The 22,863-nt window shown below is 47.0% G+C and carries 17 protein-coding genes; 9 read left to right on the top strand and 8 right to left on the bottom strand.

Annotation, left to right across the window (positions count from 1 at the left end):
* Positions 1-223: 223 nt before the first annotated feature.
* From SHEWANA3_RS17395 to SHEWANA3_RS17385, 3 genes are read left to right on the top strand one after another with little or no spacing between them, the layout of a single operon-like run.
* Complete coding sequence (locus SHEWANA3_RS17395) at positions 224-634, top strand: hypothetical protein (protein WP_011718121.1); 411 nt, start codon at positions 224-226, stop codon at positions 632-634.
* Positions 631-1,155 (top strand): class I SAM-dependent methyltransferase, encoded by a 525-nt coding sequence (locus SHEWANA3_RS17390; protein WP_011718120.1) that lies wholly within the window; start codon positions 631-633, stop codon positions 1,153-1,155. The genes SHEWANA3_RS17395 and SHEWANA3_RS17390 overlap by 4 nt, the downstream gene beginning before the upstream one ends.
* A gap of 60 nt (positions 1,156-1,215) precedes the next feature.
* Complete coding sequence (locus SHEWANA3_RS17385; protein WP_011621606.1) at positions 1,216-1,506, top strand: hypothetical protein; 291 nt, start codon at positions 1,216-1,218, stop codon at positions 1,504-1,506.
* A 130-nt stretch (positions 1,507-1,636) separates the two neighbouring features.
* On the opposite strand, the gene SHEWANA3_RS17380 is transcribed toward SHEWANA3_RS17385, so the two are convergent.
* The 3 genes from SHEWANA3_RS17380 to SHEWANA3_RS17370 all read right to left on the bottom strand — a co-directional run bounded on the left by SHEWANA3_RS17380 (position 1,637) and on the right by SHEWANA3_RS17370 (position 3,997).
* Positions 1,637-1,822 carry a hypothetical protein gene (locus SHEWANA3_RS17380; RefSeq protein ID WP_011718119.1) on the bottom strand — a complete coding sequence of 62 codons (186 nt, stop codon included), beginning with the start codon at positions 1,820-1,822 and terminating at the stop codon, positions 1,637-1,639.
* A 98-nt stretch (positions 1,823-1,920) separates the two neighbouring features.
* Positions 1,921-3,345, bottom strand: a complete 1,425-nt coding sequence (locus SHEWANA3_RS17375; protein ID WP_011718118.1) for a cytochrome c biosynthesis protein — start codon at positions 3,343-3,345, stop codon at positions 1,921-1,923.
* A 226-nt stretch (positions 3,346-3,571) separates the two neighbouring features.
* Positions 3,572-3,997, bottom strand: a complete 426-nt coding sequence (locus SHEWANA3_RS17370; RefSeq protein ID WP_011718117.1) for an organic hydroperoxide resistance protein — start codon at positions 3,995-3,997, stop codon at positions 3,572-3,574.
* A gap of 129 nt (positions 3,998-4,126) precedes the next feature.
* Between SHEWANA3_RS17370 and ohrR the strand changes: the two genes are divergently transcribed.
* The 3 genes from ohrR to rlmC all read left to right on the top strand — a co-directional run bounded on the left by ohrR (position 4,127) and on the right by rlmC (position 7,213).
* Positions 4,127-4,624 carry a hydroperoxide resistance transcriptional regulator OhrR gene (gene ohrR / locus SHEWANA3_RS17365; RefSeq protein WP_011718116.1) on the top strand — a complete coding sequence of 166 codons (498 nt, stop codon included), beginning with the start codon at positions 4,127-4,129 and terminating at the stop codon, positions 4,622-4,624.
* A gap of 80 nt (positions 4,625-4,704) precedes the next feature.
* Positions 4,705-5,880 (top strand): FAD-dependent oxidoreductase, encoded by a 1,176-nt coding sequence (locus SHEWANA3_RS17360; RefSeq protein WP_041413138.1) that lies wholly within the window; start codon positions 4,705-4,707, stop codon positions 5,878-5,880.
* A gap of 178 nt (positions 5,881-6,058) precedes the next feature.
* On the top strand, positions 6,059-7,213 hold the full coding sequence (rlmC, locus tag SHEWANA3_RS17355; protein WP_011718114.1) for a 23S rRNA (uracil(747)-C(5))-methyltransferase RlmC: 1,155 nt from the start codon (positions 6,059-6,061) through the stop codon (positions 7,211-7,213).
* A 14-nt stretch (positions 7,214-7,227) separates the two neighbouring features.
* On the opposite strand, the gene SHEWANA3_RS17350 is transcribed toward rlmC, so the two are convergent.
* The 4 genes from SHEWANA3_RS17350 to SHEWANA3_RS17335 are packed head-to-tail and all read right to left on the bottom strand — an operon-like array spanning position 7,228 to position 10,433.
* The gene (locus tag SHEWANA3_RS17350; RefSeq protein ID WP_011718113.1) at positions 7,228-8,457 is read right to left on the bottom strand and encodes an ATP-binding protein; all 1,230 of its coding nucleotides are present in this window, start codon (positions 8,455-8,457) and stop codon (positions 7,228-7,230) included.
* 5 nt (positions 8,458-8,462) lie between these two features.
* Positions 8,463-9,185 carry a response regulator transcription factor gene (locus SHEWANA3_RS17345; RefSeq protein WP_011718112.1) on the bottom strand — a complete coding sequence of 241 codons (723 nt, stop codon included), beginning with the start codon at positions 9,183-9,185 and terminating at the stop codon, positions 8,463-8,465.
* Positions 9,182-9,601 (bottom strand): DUF3019 domain-containing protein, encoded by a 420-nt coding sequence (locus SHEWANA3_RS17340; RefSeq protein WP_011718111.1) that lies wholly within the window; start codon positions 9,599-9,601, stop codon positions 9,182-9,184. Before SHEWANA3_RS17340 ends, SHEWANA3_RS17345 begins: the two co-directional genes overlap by 4 nt.
* Positions 9,591-10,433, bottom strand: a complete 843-nt coding sequence (locus SHEWANA3_RS17335) for a MipA/OmpV family protein (RefSeq protein ID WP_011718110.1) — start codon at positions 10,431-10,433, stop codon at positions 9,591-9,593. Before SHEWANA3_RS17335 ends, SHEWANA3_RS17340 begins: the two co-directional genes overlap by 11 nt.
* Positions 10,434-10,725: 292 nt before the next feature.
* On the opposite strand from SHEWANA3_RS17335, the gene SHEWANA3_RS17330 reads away from it, so the two are divergent.
* Both SHEWANA3_RS17330 and SHEWANA3_RS23650 read left to right on the top strand, forming a co-directional pair.
* Positions 10,726-15,846 carry a S8 family serine peptidase gene (locus tag SHEWANA3_RS17330; RefSeq protein ID WP_011718109.1) on the top strand — a complete coding sequence of 1,707 codons (5,121 nt, stop codon included), beginning with the start codon at positions 10,726-10,728 and terminating at the stop codon, positions 15,844-15,846.
* Between the two features lie 498 nt (positions 15,847-16,344).
* Positions 16,345-16,497 (top strand): hypothetical protein, encoded by a 153-nt coding sequence (locus tag SHEWANA3_RS23650; protein WP_166485360.1) that lies wholly within the window; start codon positions 16,345-16,347, stop codon positions 16,495-16,497.
* A 23-nt stretch (positions 16,498-16,520) separates the two neighbouring features.
* On the opposite strand, the gene SHEWANA3_RS23290 is transcribed toward SHEWANA3_RS23650, so the two are convergent.
* Positions 16,521-17,737, bottom strand: a protein-coding gene (locus SHEWANA3_RS23290) for an IS3-like element ISShes13 family transposase (RefSeq protein WP_086017254.1) whose coding sequence is annotated in 2 segments (ribosomal slippage) — positions 16,521-17,389 and positions 17,389-17,737 — 1,218 coding nt in all. Because the reading frame shifts where the segments join, the coding sequence is not laid out codon by codon here.
* A gap of 26 nt (positions 17,738-17,763) precedes the next feature.
* Between SHEWANA3_RS23290 and SHEWANA3_RS17315 the strand changes: the two genes are divergently transcribed.
* Positions 17,764-22,773 carry a S8 family serine peptidase gene (locus tag SHEWANA3_RS17315; RefSeq protein ID WP_011718107.1) on the top strand — a complete coding sequence of 1,670 codons (5,010 nt, stop codon included), beginning with the start codon at positions 17,764-17,766 and terminating at the stop codon, positions 22,771-22,773.
* The last annotated feature ends 90 nt before the right edge of the window (positions 22,774-22,863 follow it).

Below are 22,863 nucleotides of genomic sequence, written 5' to 3'. Positions count from 1 at the left end.
ATTATCATTGCTGAATTATTGTGGGAAAATAATGCGTTGTACGGGTGATTTATTTTAACGTGCTAATTTATATGGTTTATTTTGGGTTTGATTATTTAGTGTAAATATTCGAATATTTATCCTGTGAGTATTCAGTAAATAATCAAATCTCACCAGTGTTTTTTGAGAAAATATAATATATTTTTCCAAAATGTTACTTGAGTGGTGCTAAGGGGTTAAATCTATGGCAAGGCAGCAGATGTCTGAAAAACGTTTTTGGGTACAGCGGCTGAGTAAAACAACCCTAAGAGCTTTACATATATTGGGGATTGCTGGAGCGGGCGGCGGAATATTACTTTCCGTTGAGAAATCCTTATGGCTCAATTATTGGTATCTGGCGATGATTACCGGCAGCATATTGATGTTGTGGGAAATTATTCGAGATTGGCGTTGGTTAATTCAGCTAAAGGGGGTATTAACCCTCGGGAAATTAGGGCTGCTTTGCCTGTTTGTGCCGCTTGCCAACTACAAGCCAGAACTGTTTATCTTAGTGTTATTTTTATCTGTGATAGTATCCCATGGCCCATCGGGGCTAAGGCACTATTCGATAGTGCATCGCAAACAGATAGACACTAAAAAAGAGATAAAGGGATGACACACGCCACACTCAGCACGGCTTCAAGCTTAATTACCCAGTTTCCATGGCCAGAGCTTACTGGGCTTAAGGTATTGGATTTAGCCTGTGGTTCGGGCCGAAATGGTCTGTGGTTTCTCTCCCAAGGTTGTGAAGTGACCTTTATCGACCAGGATTTGGGTGCCTTAGCCAAGCTGACACACGACAAAGCACATCAATGGCAGTGGAATTTAGAAGACGGCAGCGCGCCTCCGTTACCCCAAGAGTCATTTGATATTGTATTAGTCTTTAATTACTTACATCGACCACTGTTCCCGCAAATCGCTGCGAGCCTAAAGCCCGGCGGACTGATTGTGTATGAGACCTTTACTTGGCAACAGGCGCAAATTGGTCGACCTCGCAACCCTGACTTTTTACTCACGCAGAACGAACTGCAATCCGTATTTGCTAACTGGCAACCTTTGCATTACTTTGAAGGTCGGTTAAGCGAGGCTGCAGGTACTGAAAGTGCCAAGGCGCAGCTAATCGCTCGAAAACCCTAGACGTCACCCCATCGCTGGGCGACTGACCATATCAGTATTGAAGAAGTGTAAGAGGCCAGGATGTTCCCGTATCCAGAGCAGTATCGTGTTGCCACGCCACCTTTAACCACGGCGCTGATGGTGGCTTGGGCGCTGTTGAGTCACAGCCTATTAGCCGATGCCAGCCCTTTTGCCTTGTATCCGTTATTTATGTTGTTCCCTGTGGTGATTGGCCTGCATCTGTATTTAATTTGGCTGGCCAAGGGAATGAGTCGGCTGGATCAATGTTTCTATGCCTTAGTGCATATTCCACTCGCGTTTGTGGTGTGGACATTCACCATTATGCATGTCAATGGTAATGCCTTTTCTTAGGGCTGAGTCGGGTAGAGCCTCAGGTTAGTCCGCTCAAATGGCAAAACTTCATTCAAATGCCTTAAACAAAAAAGCGCCCCAATATTCGGGGCGCTTTTTTATCAATCTCTTGCGGGTGCTATTGCGTCGATTAGGCCGTCGTGTTGATATTGTGGCCGGTATTTCCCACGGGTTGAGGTGCGGCTGCGTTAATTAAATCAACGGCAATTTGACCTTCCGCCTTTTGCTGCTCTTTGGCTAACTGCGCCACTTTAACGCCAACGGCACCATTTTCTAAGTTAGGCGTGATAGCTTGGGTGTTCAGTGAAATAGACATAACTAACCTCAATTGAAAGCTGAGTCTTTGTATCGGCAAGCTCAGGTTTTACTTTAGTCCTTTATCCCGAGTTTGCCAATCCAAAACCCTGCTAATGCTTATGCCGTTTTATTCGCTTTGGCCGTGAGCAACTTGCGACTGAGTACTATGATGGCGGTCAAGCCTAATGAGCCTAGAATTAATCCCAGTGCCAGCCCAACACTCTGCAGCGCCGTGGGATCTAACACTAGCGCGACACCCATACCAAACATCATCACACCGGACATCAGCTTGAGTGCTTGACCTTCTTTTTCGGTTAGCTTGCGTTTACCTAAGGTCGCACTAAACACAATCACAATAATCGCCAGTGGGATGACATAGACGATATTGTATAAAACCAAATACATATATCGCTCGATGTCCGGCAAATTATGCATGGATAGCACGCTGGTATAAATCATCGGGAAGCCCGCAGTGCAGAGTAGCTCGTAGGCATTGGCTAAAATGGCCAGCACGGTTGAGCCGACGATCAGCGCGCCTAAGCTGCTGGAGTTCGACAGCTTGCCCATGCGTTTGATAAGACTAGTGCGGTTTTCCGCCGACATTGACAGGGTGACATCACCCTTTGTGAAGAAGTAATCCTTCACGTTTATCGTGCCAGCGATCAAGGCTAAGATCCCAGCGGCTAAAATGATCATCCCGCCATCGCTGCCTGCGCCTAACAGTTGGAAGATGTTTAGCCAGGCCGTCATAAACAGGAAGTAAATAAAGCCGGAGAAGAACACGAAGATGCCGCCGACCAACAGCATGCGGCTGCGGCTCTTAGCGTTAACCATAATCGACAATAAAAACAGCAGCACGAAGAAGGCGCAGGGGTTAAAGGCATCGACACCCGCCAGCACTAAAGTTAGCAAGGGAAGTGACATGGTCTCGGGCGTCACTACACCCACAAGTGGTAACTCAACGGGCTGCACTTCGGCTTGATCGTTACTCGCAAGGCTGGTGGCATCACAGGTACCTTCGCCAGAGTCGGTTCCACAGGTGCCAAACAGGGGTTCACTATTGGTGGGCGCAGCAGCCGTTGTCCCTGTGGTTGGCATATCCGCTTCACTTAGCTGGCCGCCAAGGGATAAGTAACAGTTCTTCAAGCGATTCACTAAAAACTCACCGGTCACCGCCTCGCTGGAATAACCGACAATGGCTTTCTCGCAGCTGGCCATATAAGGCACAGAGCGAGCCTCTGTCGTGGTTTGGGAGGCGATATTTTGCCAAATATCCTGCACGCCAGGGGCCGAAACCATATGGGATTCGAGTTCTATCCAAGGATATTTCTGCGGCAGTGAGTCGATAAAGGGATGGGCCTCGGCGCAGTGCGGGCAGGTTTTCGACCAAAAGAAGTAGAGCTTGATCTTCAGCTCACCTTGGGCGTTCACATAATGCCAAGTTTGGTCCGGGTTATGGGTTTCTTCGGCCCAGCTTGGTGTGCTCAGCATGGCCAGAGCAAGGGAGCATAGCAGAGCGAATTTGGTTAAGTATTTAGTCATAGCGCCTCCACAATCGTGGGGTTATAGGTATTTAAACGGTTCTCTGACTACTACTCTACTGAATTCAATCCCCTTGATTAAATTGAGCATTAAGAAATGTTAGTTAACTCGCGATTAGCTGTTTTTTGGGAAGTTAGGCAGGTTTATGGGAAGGGCGATTCGCGGCAGATAACTAAAAAGCACCCTGAGGTGCTTTTTAGACGATAGTGACTGTTGTCTTATGGGCTTAGTTTAACGCCGCGCCATTAACACTCAGTTTTACATCGATATTATTGCGTGTGGCGTTGGAGTATGGACACACTTGATGGGCATGACGCACTAAGGCTTCGGCCTCGGCTTGGGGAAGGTCAAGATTCACCTCCAGGGCGACGGTTAAGGCAAAGCCTCCCGCATCATTGGCGCCAATACCTACCACAGCGCTGACTGGTGCTTCAGTAATAGCCACTTTGCCGATTTTGGCTACGTGTAAAACCGCATTAGAGAAACAGGCCGCATAACCCGCTGCAAACAGTTGCTCAGGGTTGGTTGCTAATCCATTTCCGCCCATCGCCTTTGGATAGGCGAGTGCAACATCGAGTAAACCATCATCGGTACTGACTTGGCCTTGGCGACCGGCTCTGGCGGTAGCTCGAGTTTCATATAATGTTTTCATACTTCTTTCCTCATAGTGATAAATAGCAATTTAAGTTGTGTGCAATTTAATTGTGATAAACTATAATTCGATTTTTACCCTGAATGCAAGTATATTGTGCGCAATATATTTAAGTTTTTTGGTAAGACTATGCCTAATTCAGAGTTATCCTCCTTGGGAAAATCGCAAGACTCTGCGGAAAATACCCAAGCAGACAATGCCTTATGTTTAGAGAATCAGGTGTGTTTCTCTCTTTACAGCGCAGCCAATGCCATGGTGCGCGCCTATCGTCCTATGCTCGATAAGTTGGATTTAACCTATCCCCAATATTTAGTCATGCTGGTGTTGTGGCAGGAGCAGGGGATCAGCGTGAAGACCTTAGGGGATAAATTGTTCCTCGATTCGGGTACGTTGACGCCTCTGTTAAAACGTTTAGAGTCGAAGGGATTGGTGAGCCGTGGACGCAGCGACCAAGATGAAAGGGTTCGGGTATTGTCTCTGACAAGTGCCGGGCAGGCGCTAAAGCTTGAGGCGAGTGAGATCCCGCATCTGATGCGCTGTAAAATCGGTGCTGAGATAGAAGATCTTAAGGCGCTAAAATCCATGTGTGACAAAGCCTTAAAGCAATTGCACGCCAGTATCGAATAGTGTGAAAGCCAATCTGTGATAGCAAGGGAGTGGAGCATGGATAAACGCAGCATCAAGGCGTCGGGATGGATAAAGCCGATATGAGTTCATACGATATTGCGATTATCGGTGGTGGGATCAGCGGTGTCGGTATCGCCCAATACGCAGCGGCGGCGGGGTATTCGACCCTGCTTATCGAAAAAGGTGAGATTGGCGGCCAAACCTCGGCCAATTCCAGCAAGTTGATCCACGGTGGGTTGCGATATCTTGAAAGCGGGCAAGTGAACCTTGTGCGCAAATCCTTGCAGGAGCGGCGCCATTTGCTCGACTTCGCGCCAAGCTTAGTCAAAGCCGTACCTTTTTACATTCCCGTCTATCAAGACAGTCAGCGTAACCCTTGGACGATTCGGGCGGGCTTGAGTCTGTACGCGCTACTCAGTGAATTTGATCCGCTTGGCCGCTTTGTATCTATTCCCGCCGTGCATTGGCATCGTTTTAACGGGCTTAAACTCCAAGGTTTGAAGGCCGTGTTCCAGTATTGGGACGCGCAAACCGACGATAAATTGCTGACCCAAGCGGTGGCCCGTAGTGCCGAGGCATTGGGCGCCCATGTGTATGCCGAGGCGGAGTTTTTACAGCTCAATCATCTGAGTGAGCAGATTGACCTAAGTTTTCGCCTTCGCGGCGAAGTGCAACAGATTGACGCTAAGCTGGTGATAAATGCCGCCGGTCCTTGGGTGAATGAGGTGATAGCAAAGGTGTCACCGCCACTGGCTGGAGTTGAACTGGATTGGGTGCAGGGCGCACATTTGCTGCTGGACTTACCCGCCCCCGACGGCATCTTATATTTAGAATCTTGCTTCGATAAGCGGGTGATTTTTGTGATGCCTTGGTATGGTCAAATGCTAATTGGCACCACGGAAACCGAGTTAACATCCTTAGATTCACCGCCCCAAGTAACTGAGTCTGAAATTAATTATCTCTTAGGCATTTATCGGCACTACTTTCCACTGTCGGCCTCGATTGATGAACTCAAAACCAAGATAGTGCAGACCTTTTGCGGCGTGAGGGTATTACCTAAGCAAGCGAGCTCTGCCTTTGAGCGCCCAAGGGATACCCTAATGCAAACCTCGATTTCTCACCCGAGATTACTGAGTCTTTACGGCGGCAAGCTCACAACTTTTAGGAGTACCTCGGCCGAAGTGCTTGAGTGGGTTGAACAAAAACTCGGAAAACGCACTCCCATCGCCGATATAGATAGCCTGAGATTAAGTTAATCTGAGCCGGACTATCGGCCAATGCTGCACTTCAAGGTGATTTTTCTGCGCAAAAACGCTAAAGTGTGGCGCTTTTTGACTGGGGCCTTAATGTGTTTGTTATGCTTCAGTTGTCATCCAAATTTCACTCGCCATCTCAATAGATAAGATAGACGGGCACTGCTGTGGGTACGATGCTGTGAGTACATTAGTACAATGTGGGTATTTTGAACGAGGCCAATGCCAATCCTGTCGCCATATTAAGCTCCCTATGGCGCAGCAACTGGCGGCCAAAAACCTAGAATTGCAGCAATTGTTAGCGCCTTTTGTCGATAAGACCGAACCGCAATTTTTACCACCGGTTGTGGGTGACAGCAGCGGTTTTCGTAACAAGGCGAAAATGGTCGCCTTGGGCGCAGCCCATGCGCCTGTGTTGGGGATTGTTAGTCCCAGCGGCGAAGCGGTGAGCCTGTGTGACTGCCTGTTGTATCCTACTGATATGCAAGCCTTACTCCACCGTTTAGAGCGCTTTGTACAGCAAGCGGGCATTCCGCCTTACCGTGTCGATAAGGCCAAGGGCGAGCTTAAATTTATCCTACTGACGCGCAGCCAAGTGCGTGGCGAGTATATGTTGCGGTTTGTGCTGCGCTCGCGGGATGCCATCGCCCGTATCGAGCGTGAATTGCCTACGCTGATGGCCGAATATCCGCAGATCAAAGTCGTATCCGTCAATTTGCAACCTGTTCATATGGCTATCTTGGAGGGTGAGGAGGAGATTTTCCTCACTGAAAATACTCGCCTCGAAGAGCGCTTTAACGATGTGCCTTTGTTTATTCGTCCCAAGAGCTTTTTTCAAACCAATCCGCAGGTGGCGGCAAAGCTGTACCAAACCGCCCGTGAGTGGGTGGCCGACTTCGCGCCAGCTTCCCTTTGGGACTTATTCTGTGGTGTGGGCGGCTTTGGTTTGCACTGTGCAGCTAAAGATATCCCACTGACAGGGATTGAAATTGAAGCCGAAGCCATTGCCTGCGCTAAGATGTCGGCGCAGTTGATGGGATTGGATAAAGTAGAATTTATGGCGCTCGATTCCACCGACTTTGCCAAGGGCGAGGCGGCGCAAACTAAGCCTGAGTTGATTATTGTCAATCCACCGCGCCGCGGGATTGGTGAGTCCCTGTGCCATTCCTTAAGTGAGTTTGCGCCTAAGGCGATTTTGTATTCCAGCTGCAATCCTAAAACCTTAGCCAAAGATCTCGGCCATATCCGTGGCTATCGGTTAACTAAGGTGCAGTTATTCGATCTTTTTCCTCACTCTGATCATTTCGAAGTGTTAGCCTTATTAGTCAAAGACTAAACCTCAGCACTCAATTACTCGGCGTCAGTTTCGGCTTTAGGCGTTAAGGCATCGTCCCAGCTAATGCTGATTTCGGCGCCGCCTAGGGCCTGTGAGCGGCTTAACTCTAGCGTGCCATAATGCCAAGTGGCGATTTTCTTGACGATATACAGCCCTAAACCATAGCCACTAGTATCGCTCTGCTGGCTATCCCGCTCGAAGGCTGCTACCAGTTTTTTGCCTTTGCCTTCAAATCCCGGACCATCATCCTCGACGCTGATCCGATTTATGCCTCGTTGCTGATGGAAGTGGACATGGATGTCATGCTGGGCGAAACGCATAGCATTTTGGACAAGGTTTTGAATCGCAATCGTCATCGCAATCGGGTCGAAGTGGGCCTGCTGCGCCTCATAGTGAAACACAATATTAAACTTAGGCTGGTAGATAGCATATTTGTGGGCCAATTTTTCCATAAATAATTCAATGGATTGTGATTCTTGGCTGAGGGTTTCTTCCTTATGCTCTAGGCGAGCAAAAGACAGATAATTTGCTGCAAGTTGTTCAATATCATCGATATCTTCATTTAAGCGGTTAGCGTAATTAGCATCGATTTGTGGCCGAATAATTTCCAGTGCAAAGCGCATTCGCGCAAGAGGCGTGCGTACCTCGTGGGAGATGGTGCGGGACAGCTCCTTGTGCATCTGGATAAAGTCGACGATTTGGTGGCTAACACTGTTAAAAGCCTTAGCAAGCGGGAAAATTGCCGAGTGTTTATGGATATCCTGAGGTCGTTTACGCGGGGCTTGGCCAAATTCGATAGCGGCCTGCTGCAAATGGTTAAGATCCCGAAATACCGGCCAAATCCACCAGAGGGCAACCAAGCAGAGTGATGAGTATAATCCCAATAAAATCAAACTGGTATTGCGCTCCTTCGGCACAGGTGTTTGCACTGGGCCTAGCACTAAGATATGGCTGCTATCCTTATCGAGGCGATAATAATAGAGCTCATTACTGCTATGGCGCAGGGCGATTGTCGCCCCCAGTTGCAGTGAGGATTGCAAATTTTCTGGCAGCGAGAGAGAGGCAACGGGAATGCGCTTTATCTTAGGTAGTTGCTCATCATAATTTTGCAGTAGGTCGTCGACGTCGATTTGGTAGTTGTATTCGTCGTGGGCGAAATGCTCGGCGAGCTGACCAAAGCTCCAGATCACGATTCCGCAGGACAGCAGTAAAAAGATAAACAAGCGGTAGAACTGAAATTTCATTTGGATTAGGTCCGACCTTGGGTTGGCAAGTAATTGAATAAATAACCTTTCCCATGAATAGTCGTTATGGCCAGTCCCGGTACATTCAGCTCATCTAAACGTTTACGTAGGCGGCTGATTTTTAAGTCGATAGCCCTGTCTAAACCATCATATTCGCGGCCCACGAGTTGCTCGAACAAAAACTCCCGCGACAGCACTTTGCCGGCGTGCAGAGCGAAGATCCACAGCAGTGAAAACTCCTTAGTGGTAAAAGATAAGGCTTCATCACCCAGATTCACTTGCTGTAGGTTGGGGTCTAAAAATAGGTCGTGTAACTTAAGTTTACTGCGGCTACTGCTGGATTGCTGTTTGCGCAGATTGGCCTTAATCCGTGCCAGCAGTAAAGGCGGCACTACGGGTTTGAGCAAGTAATCGCAGGCGCCAAGATTTAATCCCCGAATTTGGTCGGCATGATTATCGAGCGCCGTCAGGAAGATAATCGGGCAGGGATAACTCGCCGCTAACTGCGGGTAAATACTAAAGCCATCTTGCCCTGGCAGCATGACATCGCAAATGATCAGATCAAACTCATCGGTATCCCGGCGGATCAGCGCGTCTTCGGCATTATCTAAATGGATAAGCTTGTAACCTTCTTGGGTTAAATAAGTGCAGACCAGTTCGGCAAGGGGTTGGTCGTCTTCAATTAACAGGATTTGCGATAAGGGTTCAGGCATTGGCGCGCTTGTCATAATAAGTTCCAGTTCAGTCCACGACGTCTTCTGGGGTTGGCGGGTTCAAACTTAGCGACTTTGACTAATGCTGTGGTCACTAAGCTATTGTTTTTGGGATCCCTGAGTTCGAATAAGGTATCTTTCGCTAAGGTCAGTTGTATTTGGTATTTAAAATCGAGCCTATCTTGAAAGCAGGCGATAGCAACGGTTTCTGTCGTGAGCCATACACAGAGTGATTGCGGAATATCCGATTGATATTCAATCAGTAAGTCTAAGTGGCAGTCGGGCTTTTCTAGTGTCACTGCACAGGTATTTGGTGTGATCCTCAGTTCGTCGGCGAGGCAAGATAGACTGACGAAACAGGCAATCATTAAGCTGCAATAGGTGCAGTAGGTGAGCCACAGCGAATTGGAATGGTATGCCTTAGAAGTCATAGCTAATTCCAACAAATCCAGAAACATAGCCAGCTTTATCTATCAATACGCTGTCAGTGATTTCTTGTCCTAACCAAGTATATTCGAGTATAGCCACAAAGTTAACGCTGTCGAAAATTGGCACATTGACCACGCTGCGGGCATGGTAATTGATGGCGGCTGAGGGTTGATATTTGGTTCGCAGCGGGCCTTCTTCCTCTTTAGTGAGCTGATAGTAGTAGCCGACGAGGTTTTCACTCTTTCGAATTGCCCCAATCTCAAAGCCGAGCGCTCCCCATGAAAATGCCTGACTGCGTTTGAGTCTAAGCTGGATCTCGTTACCTTGGTGAACGCCGGTAATATCGTGGAAGTAACCTAGGCTGATATCGAGATAGGGCGTCACCCAAGTGGCATTGAGTCCACCTAGGTAGGAAAGATTGCGTTCAATTTCCTCGAATTTGACGACTTTAGGATTGATGGGCTGCTTCACTGGGGTATAACCTAAAATATCACTCAGTAATAGTTTATTCAGTCCATCGAATTCGTAGAAAAAACCGTCCTCATTAAAACGTGTCTGTAGGTCGACAATAAAGCTTTCTGACTCGTACAGGCTGTAACCTAAGGTGAAGTTTTCGACATAAAAGTTCTTACCGTAGTAATACCAAGTGGGCAGTATCCAAGTGTTGATATTTTCAACTTTTGCCCTTGGGTTTTCGAGTGCGCCATAACCTGCGGCAAGGGAAATCTGCCAGTCTCCGGCGGAAACAGTTTCAATTTCTTTAGCTTGCAGTGTGGTGCACCAACTCAGTAGTAGTACGAGCGGTAAGCATTGTTTTCTGACGTTAACTGTCACTTCTTAGATAATCCCCAATGTTGTTTAAATGCATTGCTAAACCGCATTAAGACGAGCCTCAGCCTATCATTTTGTTCACAGAATTTAAGCATAATTATTCATTGTGCTACAAAATGCTACATCTTTGTCGGTAAGCTTTTGTGTAATCAATGTGTTTTTGTTGCGTTAATGGGTTGTACAAAATGCTACGTAAAAGTGTTGCTGTTTTCTCCAGCTTGAATGCTTAGATGGCTCGCCGCTAGGCGCCTGACCGTGAAAAACGGCTGGCTATAACAATAACGGAGAGAGCAAAGTGAAGCTTAAGATAGTAACTTGTACAGTAGCAGCCGCCCTCTATGGTGCTGGCGCAATGCAGGCTGCGGCTAGCATGGGGCAAGTGCATCAACTGAAAGGTTTGCAACTAACCCAAGAAGAGATTTCATCGTTAATTACCTCATCGGCCAATACCCCGATATTGGATGTTGCCCAAGCCGAAGGGCTTAACATGCAAATTACCCCGCAAACGAACAAATTCGTTTACGAGGAGGGGTTAACGGGTGAACAGATTTATATCGTTCGTTTGAATCAGAAGCCATTGGCCCAAGTAAGTGCAGATTTACTCGGTAGCACTGGTACTTCAGTAAGATCAACAGCTAAAGCGTCTAAGCTTTACGTGGCGGGTCAGCCCTCAAACAGTGCGGTTCAAAACTATCGCAGCCAATTGTTAACTAGCCAAAATAAAGTGTTGGCAGAAATCAAGTCAACCGTAGGTGCCCGTGAGGCTCGCCAGCAGTTTACTAATGCGGTAAACGGTTTCTCGATGGCGATGACTCAAGAAGAAGCGCAGCGCGTTTCACAACTAGCCAATGTTGCATCGGTTCGCTTATCGAAAAACTATGAATTACAGTCTGATGCGGGTCCACAACTGATCCAAGCCGATAAAATTTGGACGGGTGCCGCGACTCAAGATGCAGTCCCTTACAAAGGCGAAGGCATCATCATGGGTATCATAGATACCGGCATTAACTCGGATCACCCATCATTTGCCGTTATGGGCGACGATGGTTACAAACACATCAACCCTTGGGAACCCGGTAAATTTATCGGTGACTGTACCAAGGAAGGTTTCGAAACCATGTGTAACGACAAGTTAATCGGTGTGCGTTCATATCCTGTGATCACCGATAACTTCACTAATGGTAACTATGGTGCGACTCGTCCAGCAGTGGGTGAAGACTATCAAGGTCACGGTTCTCATGTGGCCTCGACAGCTGCGGGTAACGTGTTGTTGAATGTGGATTACATCAGCCCTGATGGAGGCAAAGCTGTATCAGATGGTACTGTGATTAAAGAAAAATTATTCCCAAGTATCAGTGGTGTTGCACCCCATGCGAACATTATCGCTTACCAAGTATGTCATCCAGACAATGCCATTACAGCTGGTTGTCCGGGCGAAGCTTTACTGGCGGGTATTGAAGATGCCATCAAAGATGGCGTGGATGTGATTAACTTTTCTATTGGCGGTCAGGATTCAAATCCATGGGCCGACGATATTGAACTGGCATTTTTAGCCGCTCGCGAAGCGGGTATTTCAGTTGCAGTAGCAGCGGGTAACTCTGGCCAACCAACGGGCTATAAAGAGTACTTCGGTGCGATTGACCACGCTTCACCATGGCTAATGAACGTGGCGGCAACCACCCACGACCGTGAAGTTGAAATCACCACTAAATTAGTGGATCCAACAGGTGGCACTGAAGCACCAAAATGGACTGAAATTGTCGGTGGCGCCATCAACAAAACTTCGGTCACAGGTCGTGTAGTTTTAGCGAAAACCTATGGCGATGAATACTGCGCTAAGCCGTTTGCTGAAGGTTCCTTTGATCTTAAAGATGCTGACGGTAATCCAACCGATGTGATTGTAGTGTGTAAGCGAGATAGCTTAAGCAATACTGCAGGTACTGCCCGTAGCGTTAAAGCTGATAACGTTAAAGCTGGCGGCGGCGACGGTATGATCATGTATAACTATGCTATTGGTGACGCGATTGTACCTACTGCTTCTTACTCTATTCCTTCTATCCATATCATCAAGGAAGAGTACGACGGTCGTTACGACAACGGTATGGCGGGTTATGGTTTAATTGACTGGTTAAATAAAGGCGGTATGCCGACTTTGACCATCACGGCAACCGATATTGAACGTACACTCGATCCTGCCCGTGCCGATTGGTTAGCGGCGTTCTCATCGCGTGGTCCAAGCCCTTCAACTCCAGAAGCGCTTATTCCTGCTGTCGCTGCGCCAGGCGTAAACATTTACGCGGCCTTTGCCGACGAGCATCCATTTAGCGGTTCACCATCGTCGGGTGACTTCTCGTTCCTTAGCGGTACGTCAATGGCATCGCCACACGTGGCGGGTTCGATGGCGTTATTACGCCAAGCTCAGCCAAGTTGGAGTGCAACTGAAATCCAATCTGCATTAGCAATGACAGCCGAAAACAAAGTGCATTATTACCGTTTAGACGATAAAACGAGTGATGTTGCGCTGGCTCAAACCTACCGTGCAGGTACAGGTCGTATCAATGTCGCAAATGCGGTAAATGTAGGCTTTGTGATGGATGAAACCGTTGAAAACTTTAAGGCGGCGAACCCTAACAATGGTGGTGCAGTACACAAGTTAAACATTCCACAATTAGTTAACTTTGAATGTAAACCTAAGTGTCAGTGGATCCGGACTATCAAGGCGACTAAAGACGGTTCTTGGTCTGTGACTAACGGTGATGTGATTAACTGGAACGTTGATACTCGTAACCAGTTAGTGCAAAACGGCGTGTCTATTAAAGCTTCTCCAAGTGAGTTCACTTTGAAAGCCGGTGAAACCATGGATATCGTGATTGAAGCGTCAATCATGGATACCCAAGACTGGTTCAGTAACTCAGAAGTCGAGTTGCACTCAAATCTGATATTCACTGAAACCAGCGCTAATGCGTCAGAAGCGCACTGGCCAATCGTATTCAAATACGACAAAAACAGTATGCCTTCCATGCTGAATGCTAAGGCTCACCGCAACGATGCTAGCGTCGTGTTTAAAGGTATTAATTTACCAGAGAACGATAACGTCTATGGCCGTATGTTTGCCCCTGTTAAAGCGGTAGTGAAGACTATCGAGCTGCCAAAGGATGATGATGATGAATACGCTTGGTCTAAAACGCCGGATCTGACCTTAGGGGATGATATGCGTATCGACGAAGCAACCTATGTTGAGTGGATCGATGTGCCAGCGGGAAGCCGCCGTTTGATTGTTGAATCTTTAGGTAACATTGAGTCAACGCTGAAGGGCACCTCCTATGTTGGTAACCTGAACATCTATGTGGGTAAAGACTATAACGGTAATGGTAAGCCCGATCCGTTAGAAGAAGTGATCTGCGTATCTAACCATGGTACTTACAATAACTTCTGTAATATTAACCAGCCAGAAGAAGGCACCTATTGGGCGGTATTCTACAGCTCTCAAAAGGGGACTGCTGCCGATAATTTCAACGCTGGGGTTGTTGAAACCTACAAATTAACAACTGCTGTTGTTACTGATGAGGTTGCTAGCAATCTGAACGTTGATGTGCCTGCAAGCAATGGTACCGATCCAGTTGATGTCACCATGAACTGGAATATCCCTGAGATGACCAACGGTGATATCTATTACTCGTTAATGGATTTTGGTAGCTCTGCGGTGAATGCGGGTAATATTGGTAAAGTGGCCGTTAAACTTGAGCGTGGTATCGATGATGTGAATCTGGATGTAACCCAAACAAAGGCACTACCAGGTGATCAAATTCCGTTGACCTTCCAAGTTCAGCCAAACGATTCGGGTGCAGACCGTGCATTTAGCATAGTGGCGACCATTCCTGAAGGTTTAAAACTGAAAGCGGAAGATGTACTCACTTCATCAAGCGCTATCGTAAAAGACGTTAAACTTGAAGATAATAAGTTAACCATCAGCGGTGTTCAACCTGATACCCGTGACTTAGCCCCTAGCTACAATGTTACTACTAACGCCGAAGACCCAATGTGTCGTACACCTAACTTTGGTAACAGCAATCCAGGTGGTTACGTTAACTTAGAAGAGTTCGGTATCTACCCATCAATGAGTGGTTTTGCGCCGATTGAACTCGGTAGCAATGGCCGCGTGCTCAGCGGTAAAGACAACAATATTCTTTACACTTCGGGCATTGGTGTGCCGGTTAAAACCCTGTTTGGTGGTGACTATGATCGCTTCCACCTGTACAACAACGGTGATGTGGTTAACGGTTGGATCCAAAACAATTTAGAAATCCGTGGTACGGGTGTGTTGTCACTGTACCAAGGTCCTAAGTTTTTAAAGCCGGATCATCTTCAGTTTCCATTCAAGAGCGTTCCATACTCGGCTATTGGTATGTTGTGGCGTGGTGTCGGTACCGGTGCGGCTAAGAATACCTTAATGAGTGTGCCATTAATCAACACCTCAAGTGAGCGTGCTGGTATTACCTTGGCAAGTACATCTACGGGTTGGGGTATTTTAGAATACGATAATGCCCGCTCTTACACTGCTGCGGGAACTGACTCAACGACCAGAGCCTATAAGTGGACCGAAGCCGACGATAGATTTGACTTCGAGCTGTTATTCAACGTTAACACCCGATATGGCGATGGTGAATACGAGATGATGATGGCCTATGACAATATCGATTTTGGTACTCAAGATGGTCGTGGTTCGGTGGGTCTGCAGGGCTTTAAAGGTCTTTTAAATACCTATGGTCCACTCGAAGGTTACTTAGGTGAGCAATTTGCCTACGATAACCTAGATGAAAAACTGACTAGCGGTTTGGTGATTTGTTACGACTACGTAGGTCCTGAAGTGTCGCAATTTGAAGTGACTGCTTGGACGACCGTGAAGGATAACACTGCTGGTAAAGTGTTAACTGTTGATGCAGTCAGCCAAGTTGATGGTATGGCTGATATCAATATGTCGCACAGTATTAGCGTACCAGGCAATATCAGTGTTGCTCGTATCGCTAACCAAACCACTCCGGAAAACACGAGCTTAGCTGGCTTAAAAGTGATTTATGCCGACGAGCAAAATAGTGTTAACACTATCAGTGTCACCGGCGACAATATCACTGCTGTGGTTGATGGTCATACATCAGGTTCAAGTGTCACTATCACGCCGAAGAAGAACTTCCACGGTGACGTGCAAGTGACGGTTACGGTAACTGACGTTGAAAATCCAGCGGACAAAGCTAGCACAACCTTTATGTTGACCGTAGTGTCAGACGGTAAGGGCGCAACCACAGAAACCCCGACAGAAACGCCAGTTGAAGAAACTGAGTCAAGCAGCGGTGGTGCCCTAGGGGGCCTGTCGATGTTACTTGCTCTGGGTGCAATGATCAGAAGAAGAACGCGTTAATTCGAGCGTTTCACTTTCTAGTCAATTGTTATTTATCCTGAATTTAGGATGCCGGCAAAGGGATTTGCCGGCTTTTTTGTTTTGTCTATGTTAAAAAGTCACGCATCACCTTGTTATCCGCTTTGTCCTATCAATTGTTGTATTTCTGTAACTCTGGCGCTGAGTTAGCGCTAAAAGCATGGCGTTTGGCGGGTTATTGACGGAATTTTTCGATACAAAAAGTCACATTTGAAACTGAGTTACACAATGTAACACTGTGGGATTGGCCTTAAGCTCATCATTTTGCAATATTATTCACTGCCTACGTTAGTGAATTTGGTTAAATGTATTGATTTATTAGGGTTGTGGTTTGATTTTAATTATTTGATGTTTTTTGTAGTACAAAATGTTACTTCAAAGTGCTGAGTTTTTTAATTCGTTGGTGTTTAGATTAGGGCGCCGTCAGGCAGTTAGGTCGTGTGATAAATGACCAACTAACAACAATAACGGAGAAGCGAAGTGAAGTTAAAGTTACTAACCTACACTGTTGCTGCCGCCCTTTATGGTGCTGGTGCTATGCAGGCTGCTGCAAGCATTGGCGAAGTACATAAGAACCAAGTACACACAATTAAAGGTTTGCAGTTAACACCTGAACAGATTGTCTCGTCCTGAAATAAGTTGACACTTATTTCCACCTAAAACGCTCGATGAACCTCATCGGGCGTTTTGTATTTTAAGGCCAAATGTGGCCGTCGTTGATTATAGATGGCAACCGCTTCTGCCACCATTTGTCGCGCCTCCTCCAGCGTTGCGGGCTTATGTGTTAAAAACTCCTGCTTCAAGATGCCATTCACTCGCTCTGCTAAGGCATTTTGATAGCAGTCATATCCGTCTGTCATTGAGCATGTCACGCCATGTTGTGCGTGAACCGCTTGATACGCGTTTGAGCAGTACTGTATCCCTCGGTCTGAGTGGTGTATCAGCGGTTTACTTTTATCTTGTCGCTGTCTCAGTGCCCGTTTGTAAGCCGTTAGCACCCCGTCTGTTTTAAGATTATCATCAACATGATAACCCACAATTTTTCGTGACCAGGCATCGGTCACCAAGCTTAAATAGGCTTCATTATCTTGCAGTGACAGATAGGTAATATCAGCCACCCAGACTTGTTCTGAGCGGCTGATGTCCACTTGCTGCTCACTGGGCTTAAGCAAGTTGGGATGACACCTAAATCGATGATGGCTATGGGTCGTTTTATGGTACGCCCGTTTCGGCGTGACCAACAAACGATGCGCCCTAAGACAGCGAAATAACCGGTCTCGTCCTATCACTATTTGATGCATTTTGTTGAGTAAATACTGCAGTTTACGCGTACCGACTCGCGGTTGAAATAACCGTTCATATTGTACCGTTTGCACCACCTCTTGCTCCTTTAGCTCTGAGACGATTTGCCGCTGGCATTGTTGATAATACGCCTGGCGACTGATGCCAAGGTAACGACAGCATTGGGTGACGCCATAACCTATGGCCGTTTTTTCTTGGAGCGTTTCGCGGGTGGCTTTTTTACGACGGATATCCCGTAGTCAGTTCTGAGTTTTTCGACAATGGCTTCGAAGAACGCGGCTTTCATGCGAGTATCTTCAAGTTCGGCTTCGAGGGCTTTTATCTTTTGCTCGGGGGTGAGCGTGGTGGGTTCAGTCATCAACTGTCCTCGCATTGATGTAGGCGGCGTCCCTAGGGACCAATCCAGTTTGCCATGCTTGCGTAACCACACTAACACGGTGGAGCAGCCTTGAATACCGTACTTGTCTTGTGCCTGCTTATAGGTCAGCTCGCCTTTTTCCACTTGGTCGACAACCGCCAATTTAAAAGCGAGGGAATAATCACGTTGAGTTCGTTTAATTGTTGAAGTCATTACACTCTCCAAAATGAGTTTGAAAAGTGTCAACGCTATTTAGGACGGGTCAGATCAATGAAATAAATACCCAGCAAGCTAAAACTGAATCGACTCAGCAGGGCGTTGGGGTAAATATTCAAATCAATCCTCAAGTGCGTAAGTTTCAATATGAGGAAGGTTTGACTGGTGAGCAGGTTTATATTGTTCGATTAAACCAAAAGCCATTGGCACAGGTAAGTGCAGAACTGTTAGGAACGGATACCACTCAAGCGCGCTCATCTAAGGCATCTAAGCTGTATGTTGCGGGTCAACCTGCAAACCGTGCCGTACAAAATTACCGTGCACAATTGCTTAACACCCAAAAGCAAGTACTGGCTGACATTCAGTCAAATGTAGGTGCGCGTCAAGCTCGCCAACAGTTTACTAATGCGGTAAACGGTTTCTCTATCGCGATGACCCAGGAAGAGGCACAACGTGTTGCCCAGCTTCCTAATGTTGCCTCCGTTCGTTTATCAAAAACCTATGAATTACAGTCTGATGCCGGTCCACAACTGATCGAAGCAGACAAAATTTGGACTGGTACTGCTACACCTGACGGCCTGCCTTATAAAGGTGAAGGTATTATCATGGGTATCATCGATACTGGTGTAAATACGGATCACCGCTCATTTGCCGCTATCGGCGATGATGGCTACAAACACGAAAACCCTTGGACAGCCGGTAAATATGTCGGTGATTGTACCAAGGTCGGTTTTGAGAGTCTGTGTAACGATAAGTTAATCGGTGTTCGTTCATACCCAATCATTACCGATAACTTTACCAATGGTAACTATGAGGTAACTCGTCCTGCTGTGGGTGAGGATTACCAAGGACATGGTTCACACACCGCGTCAACTGCTGCGGGTAACGTGCTATTAAACGTTGATTACCTTGCGGGTGTGAGCGACACGGAAGCTTCGGATGGCCGAGTTATCAAAGCCGGTCTCTTCCCAAGTATCAGTGGTGTTGCACCCCATGCGAACATTGTTTCTTACCAAGTGTGTTATCCCGATAACCATATTGGCGCGGGTTGTCCAGGCGAAGCATTGGTCGCGGGTATTGAAGACGCGATCAAAGATGGCGTAGATGTGATTAACTTCTCTATCGGTGGTCAAGAGTCGAATCCTTGGGCGAGCGATGTTGAGTTAGCCTTCCTTGCTGCCCGTGAAGCCGGTATCTCCGTTGCCGTTGCGGCGGGTAACTCAGGCCAATACAATGGCTCAGCGGAATACTTCGGTAAAATTGACCATGCTTCACCATGGTTATTGAGTGTTGCTGCAACTACCCATGATCGCGTAATTGATATTACAACAAAACTGGTAAATCCAGTTGGTGGTTCAACAGTTCCAACTTGGACTGAAATTTCCGGCGGCGTGATCAACAACGAATCTGTGACTGGCCACGTGGTAATGGCTGCAAATCATGGTGATCAATATTGCGCCAATAAATTCGCTGCCGATACCTTCGTTTGGAAGGATGCCGATGGTAATCCTACCGATGAGAACGTGATTGTAGCCTGTCGTCGTGACAGTACGACCAGCACTACAGGTACAGCCCGTAGCGTGAAAGCCGACAACGTTAAGGCTGGCGGCGCCGATGGTATGATCCTGTATAACTATGCAGCCGGTGAAGCGATTGTTCCTGCTGTATCTTACTCTGTACCTTCAATTCATATCACCCAAGAAAATTGGGGGACGTCTAACAGCGGTGGACTATACACTTGGTTAAGAAATGGTACTGACCAAGTCATCACTATCACTGCCACTGACATTGAGCGTACTCTCGATCCATCTAAAGCCGATTGGTTAGCGGCCTTCTCATCACGTGGTCCAAGTACTTCAACGCCTGAAGCACTGATCCCAGCGGTTGCTGCGCCTGGTGTTGATATTTTTGCTGCCTATGCTGACGAGCATCCATTCGATACTACCTCGCCATCAAGTGACTTTGCGATGATCAGCGGTACTTCAATGGCATCGCCACATGTTGCAGGTTCTATGGCATTGATTCGTCAAGCCCATAAAGATTGGACTGCGACAGAAGTACAATCTGCACTGGCAATGACGACGGAGAACAAAGTTCAATATCGTCGTTTGAACTCTTCAACAGGTGATGTTGAGCTGGCTTCAACCTACCGTGCAGGTACTGGCCGTATTAACGTGAAAAATGCGATTAATGCAGGCTTTGTGATGGATGAAACCATCGATAACTTCAAAGCGGCTAACCCTAATAATGGTGGCGTACTGCATAAGCTGAACATTCCACAATTAGTCAACTTTGAATGTAAACCAAAGTGTCAATGGATCCGTACCATTCGCGCGACTAAAGACGGCAGTTGGAGCGTGACTAACGGTGATGTGATCAACTGGAATGTAGACTCACAAAAACAAGCTAATCAGAACGGTGTCACCATCAAAGCCTATCCAAGCGAATTTACGCTGAAGGCAGGTGAAACCCTGGATATCGTGATTGAAGCCTCAATCATGGACACCCAAGATTTGTTTAGTAACGCCGAAGTAGAGCTGCATTCGAACTTGATTTTTACTGAATCGACAGAGAGTGCACCAGAGGCCCATTGGCCAATCGTATTCAAATACGATAACAACAATATGCCATCATACTTAAGAACGACGGCGCACCGTAATAACGCCAGTGCCGTATTTAAGGGGATTGATTTACCTGAAGGTGATAGCATTCACGGTCGTATTTTTGAACCCGCGAAAGCTACCATTAAAACGGCGACCCTGCCAAAGGATGATGAAAATATCTACCCGTGGGATTTACTTCAAGTTCCTGCTGGAGATGATATTAAGAATGTTATCGATGAAGCAACTCACGTTGAGATGATCGATGTACCAGCCAATAGTCGTCGTCTGATTGTTGAAGTTTTAGGCAAAATGCAGTCTCCGTTAGAGGGGGACTGGAATAAAGGTAACATTCAAATTTATGTGGGTAAGGACTATAACGGTAACGGTCAGCCAGATCCGTTAGAAGAAATCGTCTGCGTGTCGAACGATGCTATCTACAATAACTTCTGTAATATCAATAACCCAGATGAAGGTACCTATTGGGCCGTTTTCTATAACCCAAGAAAAGGCTCAGACTCTAACAACTTCAACGCCGGTGTAATGGAAACCTTCCAATATACAACAACAGTTTTGTCTGACCGAGTTGCCAGCAATATGGGGGTTGAAGTCCCTGCCAGTAATGGTACCGATGCGGTTGATATCACGGTTAACTGGGATATCCCAGAGATGAGCGAGGGTGATGTTTACTATTCGCTAGTTGACTTTGGTACTTCTGCAGTAAATGCGGGTAACATAGGTAAAGTGGCCTTTAAACTGAACCGCGGTGTGGATGACGTTAGTTTAGATACCACCCAAACTAAGGCGCTAGTAGGTCAAACCCTGCCATTTACCTTTGAGGTTCAGCCAAACGACTCGGGTGCGGACCGCGCCTTTAGCATCGAAGCAACCATTCCAGAAGGCTTAAGCCTGAAAGCGGAAGATGTGTATAGCTCATCAAGCGCTATCGTTAAAGACATCAAAGTTGAAGGTAAAAAGCTGACCATCAGCGGCGTTCAACCGAACACGCTAGGTGATTATGCCCATTACAATATCACCACTAATGAAACAGACCCACTGTGCCGTACACCAAACTTTGGTAACAGCAACCCAGGTGGTTACGTTGACTTAGAAGAGTTTGGTTTGTTGCCATCTTACAGTGGTTTTGAGCCAACAACGCTTGGCGCTAATGGCAAAGTTGTAACAGGTGGCACTAACAACATTCGTTACCAAAACGGTGTGCAGATCCCGATCAGTACCTTGTTTAGCGGTAACACGACGGGTTACCACCTGTATAACAATGCCGATACCATGAACATTTGGAATAACAATAGTCTGCAAATTTTAGGTACGGGTATCATCAACTTATACCAAAATGAGAAGATTTTCTTCCCTTGGCATGACATCTTCCCGTACAACAATGCGCCATGGGCGAGTATCGGGGTGTTATGGCGTGCATTTGACTACAAATATACCGTTCAAGATCTGATGAGCGTGCCATTAATTCACGGTTCTGAAGTGGCGGGTATTACGATTGGTAGTACTTCCGATGGTTGGGGCATTATTGAATGGGATAATGCTCGTTCCTATGGTCAGTTATCTAACGATCCAACGACCAATGCTAAACGTTGGGAAGAACGTGACGACAGATTCGACTTCGAACTGCTGTTCAATGTTAACACCCGCTTTGGTGACGGTGAGTACGAGTTGATCATGGCCTATGACAATATCGACTATGGTAGCCAAGATGACCGTGGTTCTATCGGTCTGCAGGGCTTCAAAGGCGCTTTATCTAAGCTAGGTCCAGATGGTGGTTATAAGGGTGAGCAATACGCTTGGAACAACCTGAAGGACAAGATCCGCAATGGTTTAGTTGTTTGTTACGACTACGTCGGTCCTGAGTCATCACAATTTGAAGTGACGGCTTGGACTAAAGTCACTACAAATGCACCAGGTAAAGCCTTAACTGTGGATGCGGTCAGTCAGATTGATGGTATGGCGAACATCAGCATGTCACGCACAGTCACTGTACCAAGTAACATCACTGTGGCTCGCATTGCTAACCAAACGATTGCGGAAAACACGAGCTTAGAAGGTCTGAAGGTTGTGTTTGCCGACGAGCAAAACAGCGTGAATAAGATCACCGTAACGGGTGAGCACATCAGCGCTGTGGTAAATGGCAACACTTCAGGTTCAACTATCACTATTACACCAGAAGCTAATTTCCACGGCGATGTAGAAGTCACAGTGACTGTGAGTGATGTGGAAAACCCAGCCGATGCAGCGAGCACCAGCTTTATGCTGACCGTTGAATCCGATGGTGTTGAGCCGACTGCGCCTGTAACACCGACTACACCAGAAACTCCTGCGAAAGAAAGCAGCGGTGGTGCTTTAGGTGGTTTATCTATGCTACTGGCTCTCGGGGCATTGATCAGAAGAAGAAAAACTCACTAATCATGGGTTTGACTGCCTAGTCAATTGATATTTATCCTGAATTTAGGATGCCGGCAAATGGATTTTGCCGGCTTTTTTGTTTCTATGGCT

Source organism: Shewanella sp. ANA-3 (genome assembly GCF_000203935.1).
Lineage (GTDB): Bacteria > Pseudomonadota > Gammaproteobacteria > Enterobacterales > Shewanellaceae > Shewanella.
The sequence above is the reverse complement of the archived record's forward strand: the minus strand, read 5'-3'. Positions and strand labels throughout refer to the sequence as shown.